Annotated in this window: 25 protein-coding genes; 8 read left to right on the top strand and 17 right to left on the bottom strand. The window is 71.2% G+C overall.

The window, feature by feature from the left end:
• Positions 1-97: 97 nt before the first annotated feature.
• Both AC3DE3_RS09315 and trpS read left to right on the top strand, forming a co-directional pair.
• Positions 98-571, top strand: coding sequence for a PPOX class F420-dependent oxidoreductase (locus tag AC3DE3_RS09315; protein WP_260486985.1), 474 nt, complete (start codon positions 98-100; stop codon positions 569-571).
• A 67-nt stretch (positions 572-638) separates the two neighbouring features.
• Positions 639-1,685, top strand: coding sequence for a tryptophan--tRNA ligase (gene trpS, locus AC3DE3_RS09310; protein ID WP_396119022.1), 1,047 nt, complete (start codon positions 639-641; stop codon positions 1,683-1,685).
• A 327-nt stretch (positions 1,686-2,012) separates the two neighbouring features.
• Here the strand turns inward: trpS and AC3DE3_RS09305 are convergent, their stop codons facing one another.
• The 4 genes from AC3DE3_RS09305 to AC3DE3_RS09290 all read right to left on the bottom strand — a co-directional run bounded on the left by AC3DE3_RS09305 (position 2,013) and on the right by AC3DE3_RS09290 (position 5,859).
• Complete coding sequence (locus tag AC3DE3_RS09305; RefSeq protein ID WP_488369772.1) at positions 2,013-3,053, bottom strand: RNase H family protein; 1,041 nt, start codon at positions 3,051-3,053, stop codon at positions 2,013-2,015.
• Between the two features lie 83 nt (positions 3,054-3,136).
• A complete protein-coding gene (locus AC3DE3_RS09300; protein ID WP_260486981.1) occupies positions 3,137-3,406 on the bottom strand; it encodes a hypothetical protein in 270 nt (89 codons plus the stop codon).
• A gap of 45 nt (positions 3,407-3,451) precedes the next feature.
• Complete coding sequence (locus AC3DE3_RS09295; protein WP_488369771.1) at positions 3,452-4,702, bottom strand: fatty acid desaturase family protein; 1,251 nt, start codon at positions 4,700-4,702, stop codon at positions 3,452-3,454.
• Positions 4,703-4,746: 44 nt separating this feature from the next.
• Positions 4,747-5,859, bottom strand: coding sequence for a flavin reductase family protein (locus tag AC3DE3_RS09290; protein ID WP_488369770.1), 1,113 nt, complete (start codon positions 5,857-5,859; stop codon positions 4,747-4,749).
• 256 nt (positions 5,860-6,115) lie between these two features.
• Here AC3DE3_RS09290 and AC3DE3_RS09285 point away from each other — a divergent pair, with 256 nt between their 5' ends.
• Complete coding sequence (locus tag AC3DE3_RS09285; RefSeq protein WP_488369769.1) at positions 6,116-6,715, top strand: TetR/AcrR family transcriptional regulator; 600 nt, start codon at positions 6,116-6,118, stop codon at positions 6,713-6,715.
• Positions 6,716-6,746: 31 nt separating this feature from the next.
• On the opposite strand, the gene AC3DE3_RS09280 is transcribed toward AC3DE3_RS09285, so the two are convergent.
• The 5 genes from AC3DE3_RS09280 to sdhC form a co-directional block, all read right to left on the bottom strand.
• The gene (locus AC3DE3_RS09280) at positions 6,747-8,141 is read right to left on the bottom strand and encodes a D-alanyl-D-alanine carboxypeptidase family protein (RefSeq protein ID WP_488369768.1); all 1,395 of its coding nucleotides are present in this window, start codon (positions 8,139-8,141) and stop codon (positions 6,747-6,749) included.
• Positions 8,142-8,512: 371 nt separating this feature from the next.
• Positions 8,513-9,295, bottom strand: a complete 783-nt coding sequence (locus AC3DE3_RS09275; protein ID WP_260486976.1) for a succinate dehydrogenase iron-sulfur subunit — start codon at positions 9,293-9,295, stop codon at positions 8,513-8,515.
• Positions 9,295-11,064, bottom strand: coding sequence for a succinate dehydrogenase flavoprotein subunit (gene sdhA / locus AC3DE3_RS09270; protein ID WP_260486975.1), 1,770 nt, complete (start codon positions 11,062-11,064; stop codon positions 9,295-9,297). Before sdhA ends, AC3DE3_RS09275 begins: the two co-directional genes overlap by 1 nt.
• A gap of 57 nt (positions 11,065-11,121) precedes the next feature.
• On the bottom strand, positions 11,122-11,553 hold the full coding sequence (locus AC3DE3_RS09265) for a succinate dehydrogenase hydrophobic membrane anchor subunit (protein ID WP_260486974.1): 432 nt from the start codon (positions 11,551-11,553) through the stop codon (positions 11,122-11,124).
• Positions 11,554-11,567: 14 nt separating this feature from the next.
• Positions 11,568-11,975: a succinate dehydrogenase, cytochrome b556 subunit gene (gene sdhC, locus AC3DE3_RS09260; RefSeq protein WP_260486973.1), complete on the bottom strand. Its 408-nt coding sequence runs from the start codon at positions 11,973-11,975 to the stop codon at positions 11,568-11,570.
• A 190-nt stretch (positions 11,976-12,165) separates the two neighbouring features.
• On the opposite strand from sdhC, the gene AC3DE3_RS09255 reads away from it, so the two are divergent.
• A complete protein-coding gene (locus AC3DE3_RS09255) occupies positions 12,166-12,618 on the top strand; it encodes a cytidine deaminase (RefSeq protein WP_488369767.1) in 453 nt (150 codons plus the stop codon).
• Positions 12,615-13,913 (top strand): thymidine phosphorylase, encoded by a 1,299-nt coding sequence (locus tag AC3DE3_RS09250; RefSeq protein ID WP_488369766.1) that lies wholly within the window; start codon positions 12,615-12,617, stop codon positions 13,911-13,913. The genes AC3DE3_RS09255 and AC3DE3_RS09250 overlap by 4 nt, the downstream gene beginning before the upstream one ends.
• Before the next feature lie 77 nt (positions 13,914-13,990).
• Here AC3DE3_RS09250 and AC3DE3_RS09245 read toward each other — a convergent pair whose 3' ends face one another.
• Genes AC3DE3_RS09245 through AC3DE3_RS09225 form a run of 5 tightly spaced genes read right to left on the bottom strand, consistent with a single transcriptional unit; the run spans position 13,991 to position 17,397 of the window.
• Positions 13,991-15,211, bottom strand: coding sequence for a primosomal protein (locus AC3DE3_RS09245; RefSeq protein ID WP_488369765.1), 1,221 nt, complete (start codon positions 15,209-15,211; stop codon positions 13,991-13,993).
• Between the two features lie 24 nt (positions 15,212-15,235).
• Positions 15,236-15,616 carry a YbaB/EbfC family nucleoid-associated protein gene (locus tag AC3DE3_RS09240; protein WP_488369764.1) on the bottom strand — a complete coding sequence of 127 codons (381 nt, stop codon included), beginning with the start codon at positions 15,614-15,616 and terminating at the stop codon, positions 15,236-15,238.
• Complete coding sequence (locus AC3DE3_RS09235; RefSeq protein WP_260486967.1) at positions 15,613-15,888, bottom strand: hypothetical protein; 276 nt, start codon at positions 15,886-15,888, stop codon at positions 15,613-15,615. The genes AC3DE3_RS09240 and AC3DE3_RS09235 overlap by 4 nt, the downstream gene beginning before the upstream one ends.
• Positions 15,885-17,054: a C40 family peptidase gene (locus AC3DE3_RS09230; RefSeq protein ID WP_488369763.1), complete on the bottom strand. Its 1,170-nt coding sequence runs from the start codon at positions 17,052-17,054 to the stop codon at positions 15,885-15,887. The genes AC3DE3_RS09235 and AC3DE3_RS09230 overlap by 4 nt, the downstream gene beginning before the upstream one ends.
• A 4-nt stretch (positions 17,055-17,058) precedes the next feature.
• The gene (locus AC3DE3_RS09225; RefSeq protein WP_260486965.1) at positions 17,059-17,397 is read right to left on the bottom strand and encodes an ESX-1 secretion-associated protein; all 339 of its coding nucleotides are present in this window, start codon (positions 17,395-17,397) and stop codon (positions 17,059-17,061) included.
• Positions 17,398-17,508: 111 nt separating this feature from the next.
• On the opposite strand from AC3DE3_RS09225, the gene upp reads away from it, so the two are divergent.
• Complete coding sequence (gene upp, locus AC3DE3_RS09220) at positions 17,509-18,132, top strand: uracil phosphoribosyltransferase (protein ID WP_260486964.1); 624 nt, start codon at positions 17,509-17,511, stop codon at positions 18,130-18,132.
• Positions 18,133-18,170: 38 nt separating this feature from the next.
• Here the strand turns inward: upp and AC3DE3_RS09215 are convergent, their stop codons facing one another.
• Genes AC3DE3_RS09215 through AC3DE3_RS09205 form a run of 3 tightly spaced genes read right to left on the bottom strand, consistent with a single transcriptional unit; the run spans position 18,171 to position 21,082 of the window.
• Positions 18,171-19,679 (bottom strand): phosphohexomutase domain-containing protein, encoded by a 1,509-nt coding sequence (locus AC3DE3_RS09215; protein WP_488369762.1) that lies wholly within the window; start codon positions 19,677-19,679, stop codon positions 18,171-18,173.
• 9 nt (positions 19,680-19,688) lie between these two features.
• Positions 19,689-20,543, bottom strand: coding sequence for a purine-nucleoside phosphorylase (locus tag AC3DE3_RS09210; protein ID WP_488369761.1), 855 nt, complete (start codon positions 20,541-20,543; stop codon positions 19,689-19,691).
• Between the two features lie 5 nt (positions 20,544-20,548).
• Positions 20,549-21,082: a gamma-glutamylcyclotransferase gene (locus tag AC3DE3_RS09205; protein WP_260486961.1), complete on the bottom strand. Its 534-nt coding sequence runs from the start codon at positions 21,080-21,082 to the stop codon at positions 20,549-20,551.
• 150 nt (positions 21,083-21,232) lie between these two features.
• Here AC3DE3_RS09205 and AC3DE3_RS09200 point away from each other — a divergent pair, with 150 nt between their 5' ends.
• Positions 21,233-22,639: an NAD(P)H-quinone dehydrogenase gene (locus AC3DE3_RS09200; protein WP_488369760.1), complete on the top strand. Its 1,407-nt coding sequence runs from the start codon at positions 21,233-21,235 to the stop codon at positions 22,637-22,639.
• Between the two features lie 125 nt (positions 22,640-22,764).
• The gene (locus AC3DE3_RS09195; protein ID WP_488369758.1) at positions 22,765-23,784 is read left to right on the top strand and encodes an iron ABC transporter substrate-binding protein; all 1,020 of its coding nucleotides are present in this window, start codon (positions 22,765-22,767) and stop codon (positions 23,782-23,784) included.
• The last annotated feature ends 33 nt before the right edge of the window (positions 23,785-23,817 follow it).

The following is a 23,817-nucleotide window of genomic DNA, read 5'->3' as shown; positions in this document are numbered from 1 at the left end:
GGCGAGAAGGCGACGACGACGACGACGAGGTCGACCACTGCGTCCGGGCCCGCGTTCGCGGATGCCGCGAGGGGGACGGGTCCGTAACCTCGGCACCATGCCGAAGTATGCGACCGCCGAACGTCCCGATCGAGCCGGCCTCGACGATTTCGTCCGCCCCCGGCACCGCGCCGTCCTCATCACGCGCCGCTCGTCCGGCGGTCTGCAGACCTCGCCGGTGACCTGCGGTGTCGACTCCGAGGGCAGACTCGTCGTGGCCACCTATCCTCAGCGGGCGAAGGTGGCCAACATCCGCCGCGACCCGGCCGTGAGCGTGTGCGTGCTCTCCGATGACTTCAACGGCCCGTACGTCCACCTCGACGGCACCGCGGAGATCGTCGACCTGCCCGAGGCCGTCGAGCCGCTGGTGGAGTACTTCCGCAGCATCGCCGGGGAGCACGACGACTGGGACGAGTACCGGGCGGCGATGGTGCGGCAGGGCAAGTGCCTCATCCGCGTGGCCATCGATGACTGGGGACCGATCGCCACGGGAGGCTTTCCGCCGGAGATGGCGCCGCCCTCCGGCCGCTGACGCCGCGGCGACCGCCCGCGCGAGGGCGTGAGCGGTGGGTGGTCGGCGACGTGGGAAGATGAACGCCATGTCTGAGCAGTCCTCCTCCGCAGTTCCCGCCAAGCGCCAGCGTGTCCTGTCCGGCATCCAACCCACCGCCGACTCGTACCACCTCGGCAACTACCTGGGTGCCGTGCGGCAGTGGGTCGAGCTTCAGGACGACTACGACGCGTACTACTTCATCCCCGACCTGCACGCGATCACCGTGAAGCAGGACCCCAAGGAGTTGCGCGAGCGCGTGTACCGCGGCTGCGCGCAGCTGCTCGCGCTGGGCGTCGACCCCGCACGCTCGGTGCTCTTCGTGCAGTCGCACGTGCCCGAGCACGCCGAGCTGGCATGGGTGTTGGGGTGCATCACCGGCTACGGCGAGGCCGCCCGGATGACCCAGTTCAAGGACAAGGCCGCCAAGCAGGGCACCGACGGCACGACCGTGGGCCTGTTCACCTACCCGGTGCTCATGGCCGCCGACATCCTGCTCTACCGCCCGCACCTGGTGCCGGTGGGGGAGGACCAGCGTCAACACCTCGAGCTGACCCGCGATCTGGCGATGCGGTTCAACTCCCGATACAAGAAGACCTTCGTGGTGCCGGAGGGCAAGATCCTCGAGGGCTCGGCCAAGATCTACGACCTCCAGGACCCCTCCGCCAAGATGAGCAAGTCCGGAGAGAACCCGAAGGGCATCGTCAACCTGCTCGACGATCCCAGGGTCTCCGCCAAGCGCATCCGCAGCGCGGTCACCGATTCCGACGGCAGCATCCGATACGACCGCGAGATGAAGCCGGGCGTGTCCAACCTGCTGGCGATCCAGTCGGCGTTCACCGGCCGGCCGATCGCCGACATCGTGGCCGACTACCAGAGTGCCGGCGCGGGATACGGGGCGCTGAAGACCGACACCGCCGATGCGCTCGAGGCGTTCGTGACCCCACTGCGGGGCCGGTTCGACGAGTACATGTCAGACCGCGCCGAGCTCGAACGGATCCTCGCCGACGGCGCGGACCGTGCCCGCGCGGTGGCCAGCCCGGTCCTCTCGCAGGTCTACCAGGCCGTGGGTTTCACCGCACCGCGCCGCGGCTGACCAGCGACGATAGCTTGAGAAACATCTAGTCAGGTGTAGTAATTCGCTGGCGACCGAGTTCACGATCTCGATCGACGACAGAAACGTCAGCGTCACACTACGTCCCTAGAGTCGGGCCCAGCTCATCGGACAGGAAGAACCGACGAGCAGTCGTATCCCACCACCTGACAAGGAGTCACACTCATGGGTCTAGTTGCCGGTCTGATCGGAATTGTCGGCGATCTCCTCCACTTGCTTCTCGGTGGCCTGTAGGCGCGCAACTGCGCCGAGAGATGGTGCCCCTCACCGGACGCGGTGAGGGGCACCATCTCTGTGGCAGGAGGGGGCTCAGGCCTCCGGCGTCCCCTGCTGGAACGTCTGACGCCAGGAACCACCGGAGCGGACCCAGACGGAACTGCGCAGCGTGGCGCCGTCACCCGACCGCTCCCGCCACACCAGCAGGATCGAATCCGCCCCGATCCGGCGGGCCTCGATGAGGTCCATCGTGGGCTCGACCGTCGACGGACCGGATGCTCCGGCCGCGGCGAGCCTGTCCGCGCGGGACCACACCTCGCCCCGGGCGCACACGTGGCTCCACTCGGGATCCAGCAGCGCCTCGAGCCGTGCGCGGTCTCCGCGCACCGTCTGAGTGAGCAGCGATCTCTCGAGCTCCACGACCAGATCGAGGTCCGTCCGCCCCGGCGCCTCGTCGGCGTCGTCGTCGAGGGAGAACAGATCGGGCTCGGCGGCCGAGGAGGCCCTCGTCGTCGTCCTCGTCCTACCCTCGCGTGCCGGGGCGGACGCCGACCCCGATGCGGACGCCGACCCCGATGCGGACGCCGACACCGATGCGGACGCCGACCGCTGACCCGCGCCACCCGCGGCGGGCGGAGCGGCCGGGTCCTCACCCGCACCGACATCCTGCGCGCCCGGGAAGCCGGGCCCGGGCTCGGGCTCCTTCTTCGCGGAGTGCGCCTTGGCGGCGCCGTTGGCCAGGACGTCGGCCTTCTCGTTGAGGTCGTGGCCGGCATGGCCCTTGACCCACTCGAACGTCACGGTGCGGCCCTGCATGGCCTCGTCGAGGGCCTTCATCACCCCGACGTTGAGCACGGGCTTGCCGTCGGCCTTCTTCCAGCCCTTGCGCTTCCACCCCGCCATCCACTTGGTGATGGAATTGATGACGTACTGCGAATCGCACAGGACGTGCAACGGCTCGTCGGTGTGCGCGGTCTGTCGCAACAGGTCCAGCACGGCGGTGAGCTCGCCCTGGTTGTTGGTGCCGCGCTTCCACCCGCCGCAACGCCACGTGGAGTCGTCGATGTACCAGGCCCAGCCGGCGGGGCCGGGATTTCCGAGGGCGGAGCCGTCCGCGGCGGCGATGATCGTCACGGTCGACGATCCTGCCACCGTGGCCGGCGCCACACGGCACCGGCCACGGCCCGGGCGCCCGAATCCGGCTCGCGGGGAGGCGGTTATCCCTGGAGTTCGCCGTCCTCGATGTCGTCGAGATCGATCGGCCAGGAGTCCTTCTCGCCGCCGGGTCGACCGCCGCGCTGCTGTTCCTCGCGCCGGGAGATCTTGGCCGCCTCGCGCATCTCGATGCCCTCGGTGACGAAGTCTCCGACCTCTTTGGCGATCGACCCGATCGCGTCGGTGATGATGACCGCGATGCGTCCCACCAGTGACGCGCCCGCCTGGACACCTGCCTGGACCTGGTCCTTGTTGCGTTCGAAGTCGCTCATGGACCGCTCCCTTCGTCGGTGATGCCCTTAGACGGTACCCGCGGCTCAGGCGGCGACGGGAGTCTTCCTGCGCTCGATGATGACGGCCGGTGCATCCTCCGCCTTGGGGGGCAGCGGCAGCGCGAGGCGGAACATCTTGGACCACACATTCGCGACCTGCTTCCACAACGGGCCCGTCGTGTACGGCAGACCGTGCTCCTCGCAGATCGCGCGGACCTCGTCCGCGATCTCCGGGTAGCGGTGTGCGGGCAGGTCGGGGAACAGGTGGTGCTCGATCTGGTGCGAGAGGTTTCCTGTGGCCAGGTGCATGAACGGGCTCCCGGAGATGTTGGCCGAACCGAGCATCTGCCGGACGTACCACTCGCCGCGGGTCTCCTCGGCCGTCTCCTCCTGAGTGAACACCTGGGCGCCGGACGGGAAGTGGCCGCAGAAGATCACCGAGAACGCCCACACGTTGCGCACGAGGTTGGCGGTGAGGTTGCCGGCGAACGTCAGCGGGAACAGCGGCCCCGTCAGCGCAGGGTGCACGATGTAGTCCTTCGCCACCTGGCCGCGGACCTTGTTCCACCAGCCGGTCAGCAGCCCCTTGACGTCGGACCACTTGCGCTTGCCCTTGAGGACGTTGTCGTACTCGAGGTCGTGCATCATCACGCCCCACTCGAACAGCATCATCAGCGCGAACGCGTACACGGGGTTGCCCAGACGTAGCGGGTTCCACTTCTGCTCGTACTCCATCCGCAGCAGGCCGTAGCCGATGTCGCGGTCGAGGTCGAGGATGTTGGTGTACGTGTGGTGCATGTAGTTGTGCGAGTGCCGCCACTGGTCGGACGGGCACACGTTGTCCCACTCGAAGCTCGAGGAGTGGAGCATGTCGTCGCGCATCCAGTCGTACTGGCCGTGCATGACGTTGTGGCCGATCTCCATGTTGTCGAGGATCTTGGACGCGCTCAGCGCCGCGACGCCGGCCAGCCAGGCCGGGGGCAGGAAGCCGAGGAACATGAGCCCGCGGCCGGCCAGCTCGAGGCGACGCTGGGTGCGGACCACGCGCAGGATGTAGTCGCGATCGGCGGTGCCGAGGTCGGCCACCACGCGGTCGCGGATGGCATCGAGTTCGCGGCCGATGATCTCGACGGATTCGGCCGACAACACGATCGGGTCCGGGCCGGTGCCTTTCGCGGCCTTCGCGGTGGACGCCTTGTCGGCCGCCTTGGTGCCGACCTTGTCCTGGTCCTCGGCGGGCTTCGGGGTGGACGACTTCTTCTTCGGGCGGAGGTTGGGAAGTTGCAGGAGTGTCATGACGGGGTCCTTCCGGGTCGTTCCGGGCGGGTGGGGAGGCAGGTCTAGAGCTCGATCTCGACGTCGCCTACGGGCGCGTTGATGCAGATCTGGACGTGGCAGTCGGGCGTGGAGTCAATCTCGCCGGTGCGCAGGTCCCTGGTGGCGCCGGAGACGCGCACGGCCGTGCAGGTGTGGCAGATGCCCATCCGGCAGCCGTGCTGGGGGCTCAGGCCGGCGGCCTCGGCACCCTCGAGCAAGGTGGTGCCCTCGTTCCGGGCGGTGACGCCGCTGCGCAGGTGGGTCACGGTGCCGCCGTCGCCGTCGGGCACCGGCCCGGTCGCGGAGGTGAAGCGCTCGCGCAGGACGCCGGAGAACCGCTCGGCACCGAGGGCCTCCTCGAGGCCACGGGCCAGGGGCTCGGGGCCGCACAGGAAGACCGCGGCGTCCCGGTGCCAGGGTGCCGCCGTCTCGAGATGGTCCGGGGTTAGATGGCCGGCCAGACCATCCGGGGTCGTCCCCTCGGCCGTGGGGATCACGCGGACCGACACGCCGGCCCGGGCCAGGTCGCGGAGCTGGTCACGGAACGGGGCGTCCTGCACGCGACGGACGTAGTGGAGCCACGCGACGCGGCCGGGCGCGGTGCCGGTGCCGGTGCCGGTGCAGTGGCCGTCTGCCGCGAGAGTCGAGGCGATCGCCAGCATCGGGGTGATGCCGCTGCCGCCACTGACGAGCAGCACGTCGGCCGGGCGGGCCTCGGTCAGCGCCATCTCACCCACCGGGTTGCCGAGCAGGAGCCGCATCCCGGGCTCGGCCCGGTCCCAGAGGTGGTTCGAGACCACGCCGTCGGGGTGGCGGCGGACGGCGATGGTCGCCAGCCCGTCACGGCGGGACGCGGGATCGACGGGGGAGTAGTGGCGGCGGTGGACGACGCCGTCCACCACGACCCCGATCTCGAGCGCGGCGCCGGGTGCGGGCCGGTCGACCCCGGCGGGTAGCCGCAGGGTGAGGACCGTGACGTCGCGGACCGGCCGGTCGACGGCCACGACGGTCGCCCCGGTGGGGTCGTCGGACCAGTCCACGCCCAGGGAGCGGACGTAGTGCTCGACCGGGTGGGGCGTCAGCAGGGTGCGGGTGAGCCGGCGGGAGAAGAGTCGGCGAACGGGCGGAGCGGTCATGGGGACCTCCGATGAGGATGTGGGTCGGTGTGGTCGGACGCCGTCGGACGCGGTCACTCGGTGGTGTTCGTCGCGCCTCGCACCGGGTCGGTGCCGTCGCGTGTCGGGATCCGCGTCCGTCCGGTTCGACCACCGGACGTTTCTGAGTGTACAGCTGTTCTCTCAAATGGGAAGAGGGCCGGTTTGTGGCCGCGGTTACACCCGGTCGGTGGGTGATGGGCATCCGTAGGTGCTGCTCGGGGATAGGATGACGACTGTGACGACCTCCAGGACCCGCGCGGAACAGAAACGGCACACCCGTGCACTCATCGTCGAGGCGGGCCGGAACGGGGTGGCCACGCGCGGCTTCACGGGGCTCGTCGTCCGTGAGCTCGCGCGCGAGGCGGGCATCGTTCCCACGGCCTTCTACCGGCACTTCGAGTCAGTCGATGACCTCGCCTCGGAACTCGCGTCCGGTGCGGCCGACACCCTCGGGTCGTTCATCGACGAGCTGATCTCCACAGCGACCAGCGACCCGGCCGACGACTGGCCCCGCCTCGCCTCGGTCGCCGCCACCAGGGATCCGCAGACCTGGGCGATGCTCGCACGCGGACTGGTCGACACCGGGCACCCCGACCACCGGGTCCTCGCGGCCGCCGTCGACTCCGCCCGCCGACGGCTGGGGATCAGCCTGGGCCGGCTCGAGACGCTCGCCGGAGCGGACGGCGCCTCCATCGACATCGCGGCCGACCTCGTCGTCGTCGTGCTCCTCCGCGCTCTCATCGAGATGGCGGACGGCCACGACCCCCGCACCGCGGTCGACGAGTGCTCCGGGCGGTTGAGGGTCATCCTGGCCGGAGCCGCAGCCGGAGCGTGAGGGGCGGGGGGACGGCGACTGGTCCCGCCGGTCAGTTTCGCGCCCGCAGCGTGAGGGCCGCCCCGGCCACCACGACGAGTCCCGCCGCGCCCAGAGCCAGCACCGTGCCGTAGCGCTCGAACACCGAGCCGCCGACGGTCGCCACCTCCTGCCCATCCACCGTGCCGAGCCCGCCCGCCAGGTGTTCGGTCGCGTCGGTCGAGTCCTGTCGGCCGGCCTCGAGTACGCCGACCGGGTCCGCGTCACCCGCCGCGAAGCCCGCGTCCAGCAGTGCCGCCGCCTGTTGCCACGGCGAGCTGGGGACGCGCGTGCCGTCGAGCAGGACCACCGCGAGCCTCCGCCCGTCCCGCTCGGCCGCGCCGATGAAGGTGTGCCGGGCGTCGTCGGTGAAGCCGGTCTTGCCACCGATCGCACCGGGGTAGTTGAAGAGCAGCTGATTGTCGTTGCCCAGCACGAATCCGGGATTGACCATGACTCCGTCCGCACGGAGAGTCGGGCCGGTGTTCGCAGGGGCCGCCGCGGGATCCGGTGGCCCCGCGCCCTCCCCGGCGGGGTACCCGGGGAAGCCGGTGGACTGCGTGGCGACGATCTCGGCGAATGCGGGGCGGGTCATCGCGTCGCGGAAGATCAGCGACATGTCGTAGGCCGTGGACATCATCCCCGGGCCGTCGAGCCCGTTCACGGTGGCGACGTGGGTGCTGCGCGCCCCCAGCGCGGTGGCGTGGGCGTTCATCGCGGCGAGCGTGAGCTCGATGCCGCCCATCTGGTGCGCCAGTACCACGGCGGCATCATTGCCGGAGGCCATCAGCAGCCCGCTGACCAGCCGCCCCACGGTGTACTCGCCCCCCGGACCGACACCCACGAGGCTGCCCTCGGCGCCCTCGAGGTCCGTATCGGTGACCTCGACGATCCGGTCCTCGTCGAGCGCGTCGAGGGCGACGGCGGCGAGCAGTGTCTTGATCAGGCTGGCCGGACGGTATCGGCCGTGCGGGTCCTTGGCGGCCACGATCTCGCCGGTGTCCAGGTCGGAGAGCAGCCACGCGCTCGCGGTGACGTCCTGCGGGATCCGGAAGCCGTCGGGCGCCACGACCTCGCAGCCCGCGAGTGCGTCACCACCCGGTGGAGTGTCGGGCACCGGGGGAGGGGCCGGGGCCGTCCGGCCGGGCAGCGGGACCTCGGACTCGTCGACGGGGGCGGGAGGTGTGGTGCGGTAGGGGCACCCGGTGAGGTCGCGTGGGGTGTCGAAGTACTCGGGCGACGTGGTCGACGGCAACACCGCGGCCGGCGGCGGCTCGGTCAGCGGGAGGTCCGCTGCGGGCTCCACCGCCGTGACGGGACCTGCCAGTGCCAGCGGCGCCAGGGCGACGAGGGCTGCGATCACGAGGCCGGCCGCTCGCTGGGCGGGCCGTCGTCGGATGCTGGTCACGGGTGTCGAGTCTACGTCCGGCCGACGCCGGGTCAGGTCGGACTCGCTGGTCGACGAGGCGCCCGGGTCTGCCGGCCGGCGGCGTACGACGACGCAGCGAGACCGGCCCAGGTTGCGCTGCGCCGTGGGCGTGCGCTGCCTCGGTGGTCCCGTCCGCCAGCGCGCCCCGCAAATTCCCGTACTTTCAGCCAGCGTAGGTCGGCGAGGCAGCGCATCTGCGGCGTGGTGCGCTGCGGGGCTGCTCGGGGTCGGCCACAGCTCGGCGAACCGGGCACATGGCGAAGGGGCCGCACCCCCCATGAGTGGAGGGTGCGGCCCCTGTCCGTGCTGCGTCGCGGCGCCGGAACGCCACGGGTGAGCAGTCTGGTCGATCAGCGCGCGAACAGCAGTGCGCGCTTGACCTCCTGGATCGCCTGGGTCACCTGGATGCCACGGGGGCACGCGTCGGTGCAGTTGAAGGTGGTGCGGCAGCGCCACACGCCCTCGGCGTCGTTGAGGATCTCCAGCCGCTCGGCTGCGCCCTCGTCACGGGAGTCGAAGATGAACCGGTGCGCGTTGACGATCGCCGCCGGCCCGAAGTACGACCCGTCGGCCCAGAACACGGGGCAGGAGGTCGTGCAGCAGGCACAGAGGATGCACTTGGTGGTGTCGTCGAAGCGGGCGCGGTCCGTCGGCGACTGGATGCGCTCGGCGGTCGGCTGGTTGCCGGAGGTGATGAGGTACGGCATGACGTCACGGAACGACTTGAAGAACGGCTCCATGTCGACGTACAGGTCCTTCTCCACCGGCAGCCCGCGGATCGGGGCCACCGTGATGGTGATGGACTTGCCGTCCTTGGGGAGCATGTCCTTCATGAGGACCTTGCACGCCAGGCGGTTGACGCCGTTGATGAGCATGGCGTCGGACCCGCAGACGCCGTGGGCGCACGACCGACGGAACGCGAGCGAGCCGTCGATGTAGTTCTTGACGTACATCAGCAGGTTGAGTAGGCGGTCGGACGGCAGGGCCGGGACCTCGTACTCCTTCCAGCCGGCCGAGTCCGGATCCTCCGGGTTGAACCGGGCGATCTTCAGCGTGACCATGGTCGAGCCGGGCGGGACCGGGCGGTCGGTGGTGCCGTCCGTGGACTTGGTGGTGTCGACTGCGGAACTCATCAGTACTTACGCTCCATCGGCTCGTAGCGGGTCTGCACAACCGGCTTCCAATCCAGCCGGATCTCGGAGAGCAGATCGAGTCCGGTCTCCTTGTACGCCATCGTGTGCTTCATGTAGTCGGCGTCGTTACGGTCCGGGAAGTCCTCACGGGAGTGGCCGCCGCGGGACTCCTCGCGGTTGAGGGCACACACGACGGTGACCTCCGCCAGCTCGAGGAGGAAGCCCAGTTCGACGGCCTCCAGGAGCTCGGTGTTGAAACGTTTGCCCTTGTCGCTGACCGTGACGTCGGCGTAGCGGGCCTTGAGGGCGCGCAGCTCGTCACGGGCCTCGGTGAGCGACTGCTCGTTGCGGAACACCGACGCCTTGTCGTCCATCATGGCCTGCATCTCGCTACGGATGTCGGCGGCGTTCTCCGAACCGTGGGGAGCCAGCATGCTCTCCATCCAGTCGCGCACCATCTTCTCGGGCTCGTCGGGCAGCTCCACGAACTCGTGGGCGGCCGCGTACTCGGCGGCGGCGATGCCGGCGCGCCGACCGAACACGTTGATGTCCAGCAGCGAGTTGGTGCCCAGGCGGTTGGAGCCGTGCACGGATACGCAGGCGCACTCGCCGGCGGCGTACAGGCCCGGGACCACGTCGTTCGAGTTGCGGAGCACCTCGCCCTGGATGTTGGTGGGGATGCCGCCCATGACGTAGTGACAGGTGGGGAACACCGGGACGAGCTCGGTGACCGGGTCGACTCCCAGGTAGGTGCGCGAGAACTCGGTGATGTCGGGCAGCTTCTCCTCGAGCACGTCGGCGCCGAGGTGGGTGACGTCGATGTAGACGTAGTCCTTGTTCGGACCTGCACCGCGGCCCTCGCGGACCTCCAGGACCATCGACCGGGCGACGATGTCACGCGGCGCGAGGTCCTTGATGGTGGGCGCGTACCGCTCCATGAAGCGCTCGCCGTCGGCGTTGCGCAGGATGCCGCCCTCGCCTCGGACGGCCTCCGAGATGAGGATGCCCAGGCCGGCCAGACCGGTCGGGTGGAACTGGTGGAACTCCATGTCCTCCAGCGGCAGGCCCTTGCGGAACACCACGGCCATGCCGTCACCGGTGAGGGTGTGGGCGTTGGAGGTGGTCTTGTACATGCGGCCCGAGCCGCCGGTGGCGAACACCGTGGCCTTGGAGTGGAACACGTGGAGGTCGCCGGACGCGAGCTCGTAGGCCACGCAACCGGTGGCCACGGGGCCCTCCGGGGTCTCGGTCAGACAGAGGTCGAGGACGTAGAACTCGTTGAAGAACTCGACCTTGTGCTTGATGCAGTTCTGGTAGAGGGTCTGCAGGATCATGTGACCCGTGCGGTCGGCGGCGTAGCACGCGCGACGCACGGGCGCCTTGCCGTGGTCACGGGTGTGGCCACCGAAGCGCCGCTGGTCGATCTTGCCCTCGGGCGTGCGGTTGAACGGCAGGCCCATGTTCTCCAGGTCGATGACGGCGGTGATGGCCTCCTTGGCCATGATCTCCGCGGCGTCCTGGTCGACGAGGTAGTCGCCGCCCTTGACCGTGTCGAACGTGTGCCACTCCCAGTTGTCCTCCTCGACGTTCGCGAGGGCGGCGCACATGCCGCCCTGGGCGGCGCCGGTGTGGGAGCGGGTGGGGTAGAGCTTGGTGAGGACCGCAGTACGGGTACGCGGGCCCGACTCGATGGCCGCGCGCATGCCTGCGCCGCCGGCGCCGACGATCACGACGTCGTACTGATGCTGGTGGACCTGACGATCGGTCATGGGTTACTCAGTGCTCGCTTTCGGAGAAGTGAAGTCCGCGGACGAATTCAGCCGCGATCAGATGTCGTAGGCGAGGCCGAAGATGGCGTAGGTGCCCAGGACCAGGACGAGGCCGGTGGCGACGAACAGGATCGAGTTGAGCCAGAACCGGGTCGAGTCCTTGCGCGAGTAGTCCGCGATGACGGTGCGGACACCGTTGCCGCCGTGGAGCATGGCCAGCCAGAGCATGAGGAGATCCCACACGGCCCAGAACGGGCTCTGCCAGCGGTCGGCCACGTACGCCCAGTCGATCCGGTGGACGCCCTCGTCGATCATCAGGCCGACGGTGAGGTGGCCGATCGTGAGGATGACCAGCGCGACGCCCGAGTAGCGCATGAAGATCCACGCGGAGCGTTCGAAGTTGCCGCGCGAGCGCAGGCGGGGCGAGCGCGGCTGCGCCAGGGAGGCCGGCCGGTCGTAGGACGTCTGGAGAACAGGTGCGTCTGCCATGGTGATCGTTCCCCTTAGAGGTGCTGGAAGAGAAGGAAGAGGAGGCGGGCGGTGGCCGCGGCGAACACCACGACCCAGATCGCCAGGACCGCCCACAGCATCTGGCGCTGGTACTTGGCACCCTTCGACCAGAAGTCGATGAGGACGATCCGGAGACCGTTGAGTGCGTGGAAGAGCACGAGCGCGACCAGGCCGATCTCCATGAGGCCGACGATCGGGGACTTGTACGTGTCGATGACCGCGTTGTAGCTCTCCGGGCTCACCGTGACGAGAGCGGTGTCGAGCACGTGGACGAAGAGGAAGAAGAAGATCGCGACGCCCGAGATGCGGTGCGCGACCCAGGACCACATCCCCGGGTCACCCTTGTAGAGGTTGAGCTTCTTTGTGGGGGCCGGACGCGCCGGCGCCTGCGCAGTACTCATGGGCTTGTCGTGCCTCCGAATCGCTTGGGCCTGATGCCATCGGCGCGCGTTCCGGCCCTAGAGCACAGCGGGCGCCTACTAGGACTTTAGACCTGAGATCTGACCGGGGGAAAGCAGGGTGGGTACCGTGGTCCGAGCGGGTTCTCCCAGTTAGGGAAGCCTAAATGATGTTACCGAAGGGTAGGACAGGGTGCCTGACGACGAAACCGCAGCACAACGCAACGCGCTTGTCGACAGCCTCACCGAGGCCGCCGTGGGGGCCGCCCGGGGCGCCTACCGCCCGTACTCGGGGCTGGGGGTGGGTGCGGCCGCGCTGGCGATCGGCCCGGACGCGGGGACACCCGCCGGGGCCGCAGACGGGCGGGTGCGGATCGTCGTCGGGTGCAACGTCGAGAACGCCTCCTACGGTCTGACCCTGTGCGCAGAGTGCTCTCTCGTCTCCGACCTCCACCGCACCGGCGGCGGGAGACTGCTCGAGCTCGTCGTCGTCTCCCACACCGGGGAACCCCTCGCGCCCTGCGGGCGCTGCCGCCAACTGCTCCACGAACACGGCGGCCCCGGGCTCGTGGTCCACACCGCGCGCGGCGCGGTGCGACTCGGCGAGCTCCTCCCGGATGCCTTCGGTCCGGAGGACCTTCGGTGACCGCGCGCCACGACGCCGTGCGGATCATCGAGGCCAAGAGGGACGGGCGGGGACTCGACGACGACGAGATCGACTGGATGGTCGACGGGTTCACCCGCGGGGTGGTCGCACCCGAGCAGATGTCGGCGCTCGCGATGGCGATCTGCTTCCGGGGGATGACCGACCGGGAGATCTCCCGGTGGACCACGGCGATGGTGGACTCCGGGACCCGGATGGACCTGTCCGGCCTCGCGCGCGGCGGCGTGGTGGTTCCCACGGTCGACAAGCACTCCACCGGCGGGGTGGGCGACGCGATCACGCTCGTGTTGACGCCGCTGCTGGCCACCTGGGACGTGGCCGTTCCCCAGCTGTCGGGACGAGGTCTCGGCCACACCGGTGGCACGCTGGACAAGCTCGAGTCGATCCCGGGTTGGCGAGCGGACCTCGGCACGGACGAGATGCGGTCCGTGCTGTCGCGGACCGGGGCGGTGATCTGCGCGGCCGGGGCCGATCTCGCGCCCGCCGACCGCGCGCTCTACGCGCTGCGGGACGTCACCGGGACCGTCGCGTCCATCCCGATGATCGCCGCGTCCATCATGAGCAAGAAGATCGCCGAGGGCACCGGGGCCCTGGTTCTGGACGTGAAATACGGCTCGGGTGCGTTCCTGCCCGACCCCGCCGAGGCCGCCGAGCTGGCACGGGTGATGGTGGGGATCGGCGCCGCCTCCGGGGTCCGGACCAGCGCGCTGGTCACGGCCAACCACACCCCGCTGGGCCGGGCCGTGGGCAACGCGCTCGAGGTGGCCGAGTGCCTCGAGATCCTCGTCGGCGGCGGGCCGGACGACATGGTCGATCTGACCTGTGAGCTGGCGCGCGAGGCGCTCGCGGCGGTGGGGATCTCGGACGCCGACCCGCGGGACCGGCTGGGCGACGGTCGGGCGATGGATTCCTACCGGGCGATGATCTCCGCCCAGGGCGGGGACCCGGACGCACCGCTGCCCAGGGCTGCCCACACCGAGCAGGTCCGGGCCGCCACGACGGGCCCGCTCCGGTGGGACGCGCTCGGGGTGGGACGAGCCTCGTGGCTCTCCGGGGCGGGTCGGACCCGCCCGGGGGAGGCTGTCGACCCGGCCGCCGGGGTGGTGCTGCACCGCGTCGAGGGCGACCACGTCCACGCGGGCGAGGTGGTGGCCACCGTGCACGCCGGCGACGAGGGACGTCTACCCGCCGCGCTCGACGAGCTGGCGGCGGCGTTGGGGACGGGCGCTGATCGCGGACCCGCCGGCGCGGTGACCGGGCGCCGGCGCGGCTGGTGACGCGCGCGCCGCGGTCGTATCCGCGCGGATGACCCTGCGCGCGGCGCTGCCCGCGGCCGCCGCGCGGCCCGCGTGGTTCAGGCGATGTCGGGCGTCGTCACGAGCTTCTCCACGTCGTCGACCAGATCTCGCCACTCGGACGCCTCGTCGTCGTACGGCGCGGTGGGCTCGAGCAGCTTGGCGTCGTCGGGATTGAGCACGTAGTGCAGGTACCGCCGCAGCGATGATCCACGGCCGGTCACCGCGGCTTCGAGTTCGGCGTCGCCGACGTAGTTCGCCAGGTCGGTGACGAGTTCCACCGCCAGGCCGAGCTGCTCGGAGTCCACCATGTCCGGCCCGACCTCGATGTCGCGGTCCAGGCCGGCCAGGACGTAGGCGTTGTCGTCGGTGACGTGGACGTCCAGGCTGCCGTCGGTCGCGGCCATCTTGACGCGTTCGTAGGTCGCGACCCGGCTGAGCGTCGCGTCGTCGTTGTCCGCCAGGAAGCGCGACAGGCCGCGCGCGCTGGTGAACACGTACACCTGGTCGCCGTCGCCGAGGAAGACCGGCCGGTCGCCGAGGTAGCAACGCAGGCTCAGGTACTCCTGGTCGGCGAACACGATCCTGACGGGGTCGATCCCCACGCTCTCCCAGAGCGAGCCCTCGGGGTAACCGGTCGGGGCGGGCTCGGGCTCCGGCTCGGGTTCGGGCAGTGCGGCCTCCGCGGTCTCGAGGTCGCGACGGGCACGCTCGACCTCGGCGCGGTCGATCTCCGGGGTGGTCATGACGTCCTGGATGGCGTCGAGGACGTCGTCCCAGCCCTTGGCGACCGTCTTCCGGATGGACTTCCACAGCTTGAGTCCGTCCCGGCCGTAGAACTCGTCCATGCCGTGGGTGACGGACGCGAGTACGGGGTTGCCGTTGAAGAACTTGGTGACGGTGTCCAGCTCGCACACCTCGCCGATCGAGCGGGCGATCGCGAAGGACTGGTCGATCTCGTCGACCGACGACTCGGTCGGATCGTCCCCGAGGAGCTCGAGGACGCCGACGAGGTCGTAGCAGTTCTCCTCGGCGGCGCGGAAGGCGAGCACGTCCGATCCGGCGAACTCCTCCCACGACGGGTGGTCCTGCAGATCGTGCTCCGCCCCGCTTCGGACCAGCGCGAGGAGCTCGGCCGTCGAGTCGAACGCGTAGAGGTCCTCGTCCAGTCCGAGGAACGCCTCCCAGTCGTCGTTGTCCTCCCGCCAACTGGGTGCCCAGAGGGTCGTGACGTCTCCCTCCGGGAGACCGAGCTCGATCGGGACGATGTCCTTGGCCATGTCGGTCAGCATATCCACGGCCCGTCAGCCGGTGCCACGGCCCGCCGGGGCGGGGTCTGTGTGCTCGCGGGCGGCGTCCTCGGCGGCGCGCTTGCGACCGCTCACGGCGAGGGCGACGGATCCCGAGACGAGCTCCGCGCGACGCGCGTTGGCCTGCCCCACGGCATCCGATGTGGACTCGAGGATCGACGCCGACACCGCCTCGGAGCCGTGCCTGCGCAACCCGGGCGCCAGCACGAGGTCCACCACCGTCCCGCCGGAGTCGGCCGTGGCGGTGGCGAGGTGGTCCCGGCTGGTCACCGTCACCCGCAGCGTCTCCAGCTGGTCGTGGGCCGACTCCCACTCCGCCGCGATCCCCCGCAGACGATCGAGGAACGCCTCGACGTCCAGCCCGCCACCGCTCACCCGGGGACCCCGGCCATCTCGGCGTCGCCGTCGTCCCAGCCCTGCTCGTCCCAGTCCTGCTCGTCCCAGTCCTCCGCGGCGAGGCGTTCTAGGAGGTCGCGGGCGTCGCCCGCCGCCGCGGTGAGGGTGCGCAGGACCGCCCGCGCCACCTCCGCGGGCGGACGGTCGAGGAGCCCGGCCGGCAGGGCCAGGCCCACCGGCACGCCGTCGGTGCCGACCTCGGCGACCACCCCGGTCATCGGGTCGGTGCGCCGGCAGGTGTCGGGCGTCATCCGCCGGTCGGGCGATAGAACCCGTGGAAGGTCATGCCGATATTGTCGGTGCGCAGGCCGGAGACCGCTACGGGGTCCCCGGCCTCCACGATCTGCCCGTTGCCGATGAACATGGCGACGTGACCGTCCCACACGAGGAGGTCACCGGGCATGAGGTCCCGGGCGGACACCTGGACGCCCACCCCCTGTTCCTGGGCCAGGCGGGGGATCTCCACACCCGCGTCCCCGTACGCCCACTGCGTCAGGCCGCTGCAGTCCAGCCCCTGCCCGGGCGTGGTGCCGCCCCACACGTACGGCACGCCCTGCTGGCTGAGCGCGTTGCGGACAGCCCCGGCGGCCTGCTCGTTGGGGGCGGTGGCGACCGAGCCGTCGGGCAAGGTCACCTCGGTGCCGCCGCCGATCATCCCGGAGCCGGCACCACCGGATCCCGCGGATCCCGGTGCCGTGCCGGGCCCCGCGGCGCTCTCCGCCGCGCCGCCCGACGAGCCGCCGTCGAACGCACCGCCCGCCGCACCGCCGGAAGCCCCACCCCCGGACGCGCCGCCGACGGCGGTGGAGATCGCGCCCGGCCCGGACCCGGTGTAGGCCACCGTCGAGGCGTTGATCGCGCCCCCCGTGCCGGAATCGGCACCGATCGCACCCGGCATGCGGGGCGCCGGGGGGATGCCGGCGGCGATCGCCCGCATCTCGGCGGTCGGCACCCTGAGCTCGGACTGGACCCGCTCGGCCACCTGGATTCCCCGCGCCAGGTGCTCGGCGGCCAGTCCGAGCAGGGCGGCCTGTCCCGGCGGGGTGAGCAGAGCCGGGCCCATGGCGGCGGCGCGGGCGAGGAACTGCTGCACGATCCCGATCACCTCGACCGTCCCACGGACCACGATCTCCGCGGCCACGGCGGTGACCCGTGCTATCTCCGCCGCGGACTCACCGAGCGCCCCCATCGTCCGACCCACCTCGGCGATCGAGTGCGCGGCACCCAGGGAGGCCAGGGAGTCCCACGACTCGGACAACAGGCGCTCCAGAGGCGGGCCCAGCTGCTGGGCCGCCCCCAACCCGTCGCTGACCGGTCTCATGATGTTCTGCGCCTCGTCGGGGACGAACTCCTCCGCGGACAGCAGATCGAGGATCTGTTTGATGGGGCCGGCGTAGGCCAGCGCGTCGGCGATCACCGGATCACACCCACCTCTCGTCCAGACCGCTCCCGGCGCCGTCGATCGCCCTCGCGCCGGCGACGTCGGACTCCTCGTACAGCCGGGCCGTCTCGAGTACGAGCTCCCCGGCGGCGTCGGTGACGCGGGTGAGGCCGGCGAGGACCTCGCGGTGTCGTGCGGTCGCGGCCATCAGAGCCGACATGAAGTCGGCACCCACGGGCCCGACCACCGGCGCCACCGCCTCGATCGGCAACCCGTCCACAGCCTCCAGTGCTCCCCCGAGCGTGTCGGCAAGGGTGGTCAATCCCGTTCCCAGTTCTCGTAAACCGTCGACATGGACGTCGATCGCCCCGTCCGTCATGTCCTACGTCCCCTCGTCGCTCTTCTCGTCCCGTCACAGGGTTCGACGCGCTGGGAAGGCGATCCGGTTCCACCCGATCCGGAATTCCGTCCGTATGGAATCCTGACGGGCATGGACATCATCGTCGTGGATCACCCACTGGTCGGGGACCGGCTCCGTACGCTGCGCGACTCCGCCACCGACACCGCCGGGTTCCGCGCCGCGATGGACGCCCTCGGCACCATGCTCTGCTACGAGGCCTTCCGGTCCGTGCCGACGACCGAGGTCACCGTGACCACGCCGATCACGGACACCACCGCGGTCGCGGTGGACGGCGTGCCGCTCGTGGTGCCGGTGCTGCGGGCCGGACTGGGCCTGCTGGATCCGGCTACCCGTCTGATGCCGGGCGCGCAGGTCGGGTTCATCGGCCTGGCCCGCGACGAGGAGAGTCACGAGCCGGTGTCATACCTGTGCTCGCTGCCGGACGACCTCGCCGGTCGCCACGTGGTGGTCCTGGACCCGATGCTCGCCACGGGCGGGTCGCTGGTGTCGACATTGGAGACACTCGCGGCGCGCGGGGCGACCGGCGTCACCGTGGTGTGCGTCCTGTGTGCACCGGAGGGTATCGAGGCCGTGCGCACCTCCGGGCTGGCGGCGACCCTGGTCACCGCGACGATCGACGAGTGCCTCGACGAGAACGCCTTCATCGTCCCCGGCCTGGGTGACGCGGGCGACCGACTCTTCGGGCCCCGCTAGCAGGCAACCGCCAGTCGGCAACCGCCAGCCGACAGCCGCTAACCGCCCACCGCGCCCGCGACCGCGTCACCGAGCTCCGCGAGTCGCCGGGCGGCGTCGTCGCGGTCCGATGTCGAGGGCGCCGGCGGAGTCCACGCCTCGACGTACGTCTTGAGCAGCGGCTCCGTGCCGGAGGGCCGTACCACCGCGCGGGCACCTCCCGAGTCCACCCGGAAGCCCGCGGTGCCCTCCAGTGGCCGGACCTCACCGACGGAGGCGAGCAGCCCGGCAGCCCGCCGGAGCGCCGCCGCCGGGTCCGAGTCGGCCGCCAGGGGCAGCGCCACGTTCCGCCGGAGGTGCGCCCCGAACTCCGAGTCCAGCGCGGCGAGCCGCGCGCCGACCGACGGCCCGCCCGACCCGACCATCGCACACCACACCGCTGCCGCCGCGATCCCGTCCTTGTCGGCGACCACGTGTGGCAGCACGCAGTGCCCGATCGCCTCCTCGTACGCGTACCGCAGCGGCTCGCCGGCCCGCATGAGCCACTTGAACCCGGTCAGTGTCGACACGTACCGTCCGCCGCGCGCCGGGACCAGCAGCGACGGCAACCGCGAGGAGACGATCGTCGACGCGACCACCGGCAGGCCGTGCCCCTCGCCCGCGGCCGATCCCGGAAGCGGTTCGCGCAGCAGGTGGTCGGCCATCACCGCGCCCGTCTCGTCGCCGTCGAGCATCCGCCACCGACCGTCCGCGTCGGCGAATCCCACGGCGCACCGGTCGGCGTCCGGGTCGAGCGCGATCGCGACGTCTGCGTCGATCCGCGCGGCCAGCTCCAGCAGCCGTGCGGTGGTCCCCGGCCGCTCCGGGTTGGGGGAGGCGACGGTGGGGAAGTCCGGGTCCGGGTCCGCCTGCTCGGCCACCAGGGTCACGTCGCGCACCCCGATCCCGGCCAGGACGCGGCGGCAGAGCTCGCCGCCCACGCCGTGGACGGGGGTTAGAGCCACGAGGGGCGGCCGACCGGGCCGGGGCAGGGCCGCGACGACGGCCGCCTGGTAGTCGTCGACGAGCGTGGGGTCCACACGAACCGACCCGGGTACGGCCGTGGGAACACCGACGCCCTCCCGCATCGCGGCGTGCAGGTGCCGCTCGATCCGGGCGTCCGTCGGCGGCACGATCTGCGCGCCACCGCGCCCGTAGACCTTGATGCCGTTGTCGCTCGCGGGGTTGTGGGAGGCGGTCACCATGAGCCCGGCCACCGCGCCGCGCGAGCGGACCGCCGCGGCGACGACCGGTGTGGGGACGGGCGCGCCGGGCACGACGACGACGAGGCCGTGCGCCGCGAGCACCGCAGCCGCGACGTCGACGAATCGGGCCGACCCGTGCCGGGCGTCTCCGCCCACGATGACCGTCGACCCGGTCGGTTCACGTTCCCGCAGATACCGTGCGACCGCGGTCGCGACGGCGGCGACGGTCCGCTCGTTCATCCGGTCGGGCCCGGGCCCGAGGGGTGCGCGGACGCCGGCGGTGCCGAAGGCCAGCGGGGCGGGATCGGACACGGGCGCGGTCACCGGTCGCCCTCAGGCGCGGGCCACGGCGGGGACGAGCGCGCGCAGGGCCCCGGTCAGGCGGGCGGACCCGGCGGCGCCGGCGGCCAGCACCTCGGCGTGGTCCAGCGGCTGACCGGTGACACCGGCGGCGAGGTTCGTCACGAGCGACACCGCGACCACCTCGAGTCCGAGCCCGCGGGCGGCGATGGTCTCGGGAACCGTCGACATCCCCACGAGGTCGGCCCCGAGGGTGCGCAGCATGCGGATCTCGGCCGGCGTCTCGTACTGGGGGCCGGGCATGGCGGCGTAGACGCCCTCCGGCGGGCGGGTGGCGGTTCCCTCGGCTGCTGCGGTCTCGGCGGACCCGATCGCGTCGGCGGCCGCGGCGCGCAGCCTGGGGGAGTAGGCGTCCACCAGGTCCACGAACACCGGCCCGGTCAACGGCGAGCGCCCGGTGAGGTTGAGATGGTCGCGGATGAGCACGAGGTCGCCGACGGACATGTCGTCACGCAGGCCCCCGGCGGCGTTGGTGAGCACCAGCGCGCGGGCCCCGACCGCCGCCGCCACGTGGGCGGGGTGCACGACCGGCCCGGTTCCCCTGCCTTCATAGAGGTGGGTGCGCCCGGCCACGGACAGCAGCGGGACCCCGTCGACCAGGCAGCTGGTGACGGTCCCGCGGTGACCGGCGGCGGCGGGGACGACGAACCCGGGCAGGTCGGCCGCGGGGATCGTCACGGCGGTGCCCGGATCCGCGAGTCCGGTCACGACCTCGGACCACCCCGATCCCAGGACGAGGGCCACATCGTGGTGGCCCCGGTCGCTCAGCTCGGCGATCCGGGCGGCGGCCGCGCGGGCCTCGCCGGTGGGGGACAGCAGGTGCGCCATCCGCGTCAGGCGCCCGGACCGACGTTGCGCGATTCGCGGGTGCGCAGCTCGTGCACGTAGGACTCGGGGGCACCCGCGCACTCGGCGGCATCCGCGAGCAGGCCCAGGTACCGCGCCGACGGCAGGCCGCCCTCGAAGGCGTCCATCACGTACAGCCAGGCGAGCACGGTGTCGTCGGTGCCGGCCGGGGCGGCGTCCACCGCGAACTCGGACTCCTGCGCGCCGACAGGGGGGCCGTCGGGCACGGTGGGCCGGCGGGTGATGCGGACCCGGATCTTGCGCGCGGGCATCTGATCCGTGCCCTCCCAGCGGTCGAGGGCGCGGACGTCCTCGTCGGGGACGTCGTAGAGCACCACGAACACCCTGGAGTCCGGGTCCTCGACGACGGTGGCGACAGCACCCTCCCACGTGGGGTCGTCCCCGGCGAAGGTCAGGCGCCAACCCTCGAGCCACCCCGTCCCGGCGAAGGGAGAGTGCGGCGCGCGGGTGTTCATCTGATCGGGATACATGTTCGTCCCGTACGCGGCGTAGAGAGGCACGCCCACAACCCTAGCCCCTCGGGCGGTGCCGGCCAGATGTCCCGGCGTCCCCGATCGAGACGTTCGACTACCGTGTACGGCGGACGTGACGCGATCCGCCACAGCGGGCCGCGGCGCCCGGCCCTTACCCCTGTGAGCCGTGGAGGACATGTGACGCAACGCATCATCATCATCGGTGGCGGACCCGCCGGATACGAGGCCGCGCTGGTCGCGGCCCAGTACGGTGCGGACGTCACGATCGTCGACTCCGACGGCATCGGTGGCAACTGCGTCCTCAGCGACTGCGTCCCGTCCAAGACGTTCATCGCCACCACCGGCGTCCGCACGGACATGCGGCGGGCCGAGGAGATGGGCGTGCAGGCGCACTTCGATCCCACCGCCTACAAGCTGGGCCAGGTCAACGGCAGGGTGAAGTCCCTGGCCCGCGCCCAGTCCGCGGACATCCGGTCGCAGCTCCAGCGCGAGGGCGTGCGGCTGCTCTCCGGACGGGCCCGTCTCCACGACTCCCAGCCCGGTATGGCCTCGCACCGCGTCGCGGTGACCTTCGAGGGCGGCCAGGAGAAGATCTTCGACGCCGACGTGGTGCTCATCGCCACCGGATCCAGTCCCCGGGTGCTGTCGGGGGCCGAGCCGGACGGCGAGCGGATCCTCAACTGGCGTCAGCTCTACGACCTCACCGAGCTGCCCAAGCACCTCGTGGTCATCGGCTCGGGCGTCACCGGTGCGGAGTTCGTCTCGGCGTTCACCGAGATGGGCGTCAAGGTGACAATGGTGTCCAGCCGCGACCGTGTGCTGCCGCACGAGGACGCCGACGCCGCCCTGGTGCTGGAGGAGGCGCTGAGCGAGCGAGGCGTGTCGCTGGTCAAGCACGCACGTGCCGACGCGGTCGAGCACTTCGAGGACGGGATCATCGTCCGGCTCGGCGACGGCCGCACGGTCAAGGGCTCCCACGCCCTCATCTGCGTGGGGTCCGTTCCCAACACCGAGGGACTCGGTCTGGAGAGCGCCGGCGTCGAACTGCAGCGCAGCGGCCACATCAAGGTCGACCGCGTCTCGCGGACCTCCGCGCCGGGGATCTACGCGGGCGGCGACTGCACCGACCTGTTCCCACTCGCGTCCGTGGCCGCCATGCAGGGGCGCATCGCGATGTACCACGCACTCGGCGAGGGCGTCAGCCCCATCAAGCTGCGGACCGTCGCCTCGGCGGTGTTCACCCGCCCGGAGATCGCCACCGTCGGTATCTCGCACGCGCAGATCGAGAGCGGCGAGGTGCCGGCGCGCGTGGAGGTCATGCCGCTGTCCGGTAACCCGCGGGCCAAGATGCGCAGCCTGCGCCGCGGCTTCGTCAAGCTCTTCTGTCGTCCGGCGTCGGGAGTGGTGATCGGCGGCGTGGTCGTCGCCCCCACCGCCTCCGAGCTCATCCTGCCGATCTCGGTGGCGGTGCGGAACCAGCTCACAGTGGGCGATCTCGCGGGCTCGTTCTCGGTCTACCCGTCGATGACGGGCACGATCACGGAGGCGGCCCGCCAGCTCATGCGCCACGACGACCTCGACTGAGGGGCGGCGTCCGGCCCGATGGAGGGGCGCGGCCTGCCGTGGGCATCATCCGGAGTGGCCGTTCAGGTTAGGCTAAGCTCCGTCGGCGTCGACGACACGGCGCCGAAAACCGTGAAGGAGCCACCATGACGCTGCGCCGTCTCGCAGCCCTGGCCACCGCCGGGTCCCTCGTGCTCGGGCTGGCGGCCTGCACCTCGGACTCCGGCGAGTCGGAACCGCTGGTGCTGTACTCAGGTCGCAGCGAGAGCCTCGTGGCCCCGCTGATCGAGCAGATCTCGGACTCCACCGGCGTGGACATCGAGGTGCGGTACGCCTCCACCCCCGAGATGGCGGCGCAGATCGCGGAGGAGGGGGAGGCCAGCCCCGCGGACGTGTTCTTCTCGCAGGACGCCGGCGCCCTCGGTGCCCTCGACAACGCGGGCCTGTTGCAGGAGCTCGACGAGTCCGTGACCGGCGTCGTCCCCGCGGAGTACCGGGCGGCAGACGACACGTGGGTCGCGACCAGTCTGCGGGCGCGCGTCCTGATCTACGACTCCCGGACGCTGGACGAGGCGGAGGTGCCCGACACCATCGACGCGGTCCTGGCCCCCGAGTGGAAGGGGCGGGTGGGTTACGCGCCCACCAACGCGTCGTTCCAGTCCTTCGTCACGGCGCTGCGAGTGGACCGGGGAGACGAGGCCGCCGAGCAGTGGCTGCGGGACTTCCTCGCCAACGACCCGCTGACCTTCGAGAACAACAACGCGCTCCTGCAGGCCGTCGACGCGGGCACCGTCGAACTCGGTCTGACCAATCACTACTACTGGTACAACTCGGCCGCGGAGCGGGGTGCGGAGAACATGCGCGCCCGCGTGAAGTACATGGCGCAGGGTGACCCGGGTGCGCTCGTCAACGTCGCGGGCGTGGCGATCCTCGCCTCCACGGACCGCCCCGACGACGCCCGCCGTGTCGTCGAGGCACTCCTGGCCGAACCGGCCCAGACGTACTTCGTCGAGGAGACCAGCGAGTACCCCGTGGTCCCGGGGATCGCCACGGACGCCGCCGGCCTCCCACCGCTGGACACGCTCGGAGGCCCGGACATCGACCTCGGTCAGCTGGACGGTCTCGAGCAGACGCAGGCCATGCTCGCCCGCGTCGGCATGATCTGACGGACCGGACATCGACCTGCTGACGCGACTGCG

The sequence above is a fragment of the Dietzia sp. IBK-p2-16D genome (assembly GCF_057773085.1).
Note: the sequence above shows the minus strand (reverse complement) of the source record. Positions and strands in the feature narration are given on the sequence as shown.

Bases quoted from the DNA above. Each gene is read 5' to 3' on its own strand.
- AC3DE3_RS09315 (WP_260486985.1), top strand. From the start codon at position 98: ATGCCGAAGTATGCGACCGCCGAACGTCCCGATCGAGCCGGCCTCGAC.
- trpS (WP_396119022.1), top strand. From the start codon at position 639: ATGTCTGAGCAGTCCTCCTCCGCAGTTCCCGCCAAGCGCCAGCGTGTC.
- AC3DE3_RS09300 (WP_260486981.1), bottom strand. From the start codon at position 3,406: ATGAGCGACTTCGAACGCAACAAGGACCAGGTCCAGGCAGGTGTCCAG.
- AC3DE3_RS09295 (WP_488369771.1), bottom strand. From the start codon at position 4,702: ATGACACTCCTGCAACTTCCCAACCTCCGCCCGAAGAAGAAGTCGTCC.
- AC3DE3_RS09290 (WP_488369770.1), bottom strand. From the start codon at position 5,859: ATGACCGCTCCGCCCGTTCGCCGACTCTTCTCCCGCCGGCTCACCCGC.
- AC3DE3_RS09275 (WP_260486976.1), bottom strand. From the start codon at position 9,295: ATGAGTTCCGCAGTCGACACCACCAAGTCCACGGACGGCACCACCGAC.
- sdhA (WP_260486975.1), bottom strand. From the start codon at position 11,064: ATGACCGATCGTCAGGTCCACCAGCATCAGTACGACGTCGTGATCGTC.
- AC3DE3_RS09265 (WP_260486974.1), bottom strand. From the start codon at position 11,553: ATGGCAGACGCACCTGTTCTCCAGACGTCCTACGACCGGCCGGCCTCC.
- sdhC (WP_260486973.1), bottom strand. From the start codon at position 11,975: ATGAGTACTGCGCAGGCGCCGGCGCGTCCGGCCCCCACAAAGAAGCTC.
- AC3DE3_RS09245 (WP_488369765.1), bottom strand. From the start codon at position 15,211: ATGGCCAAGGACATCGTCCCGATCGAGCTCGGTCTCCCGGAGGGAGAC.
- AC3DE3_RS09235 (WP_260486967.1), bottom strand. From the start codon at position 15,888: ATGACGCCCGACACCTGCCGGCGCACCGACCCGATGACCGGGGTGGTC.
- AC3DE3_RS09225 (WP_260486965.1), bottom strand. From the start codon at position 17,397: ATGACGGACGGGGCGATCGACGTCCATGTCGACGGTTTACGAGAACTG.
- upp (WP_260486964.1), top strand. From the start codon at position 17,509: ATGGACATCATCGTCGTGGATCACCCACTGGTCGGGGACCGGCTCCGT.
- AC3DE3_RS09210 (WP_488369761.1), bottom strand. From the start codon at position 20,543: ATGGCGCACCTGCTGTCCCCCACCGGCGAGGCCCGCGCGGCCGCCGCC.
- AC3DE3_RS09195 (WP_488369758.1), top strand. From the start codon at position 22,765: ATGACGCTGCGCCGTCTCGCAGCCCTGGCCACCGCCGGGTCCCTCGTG.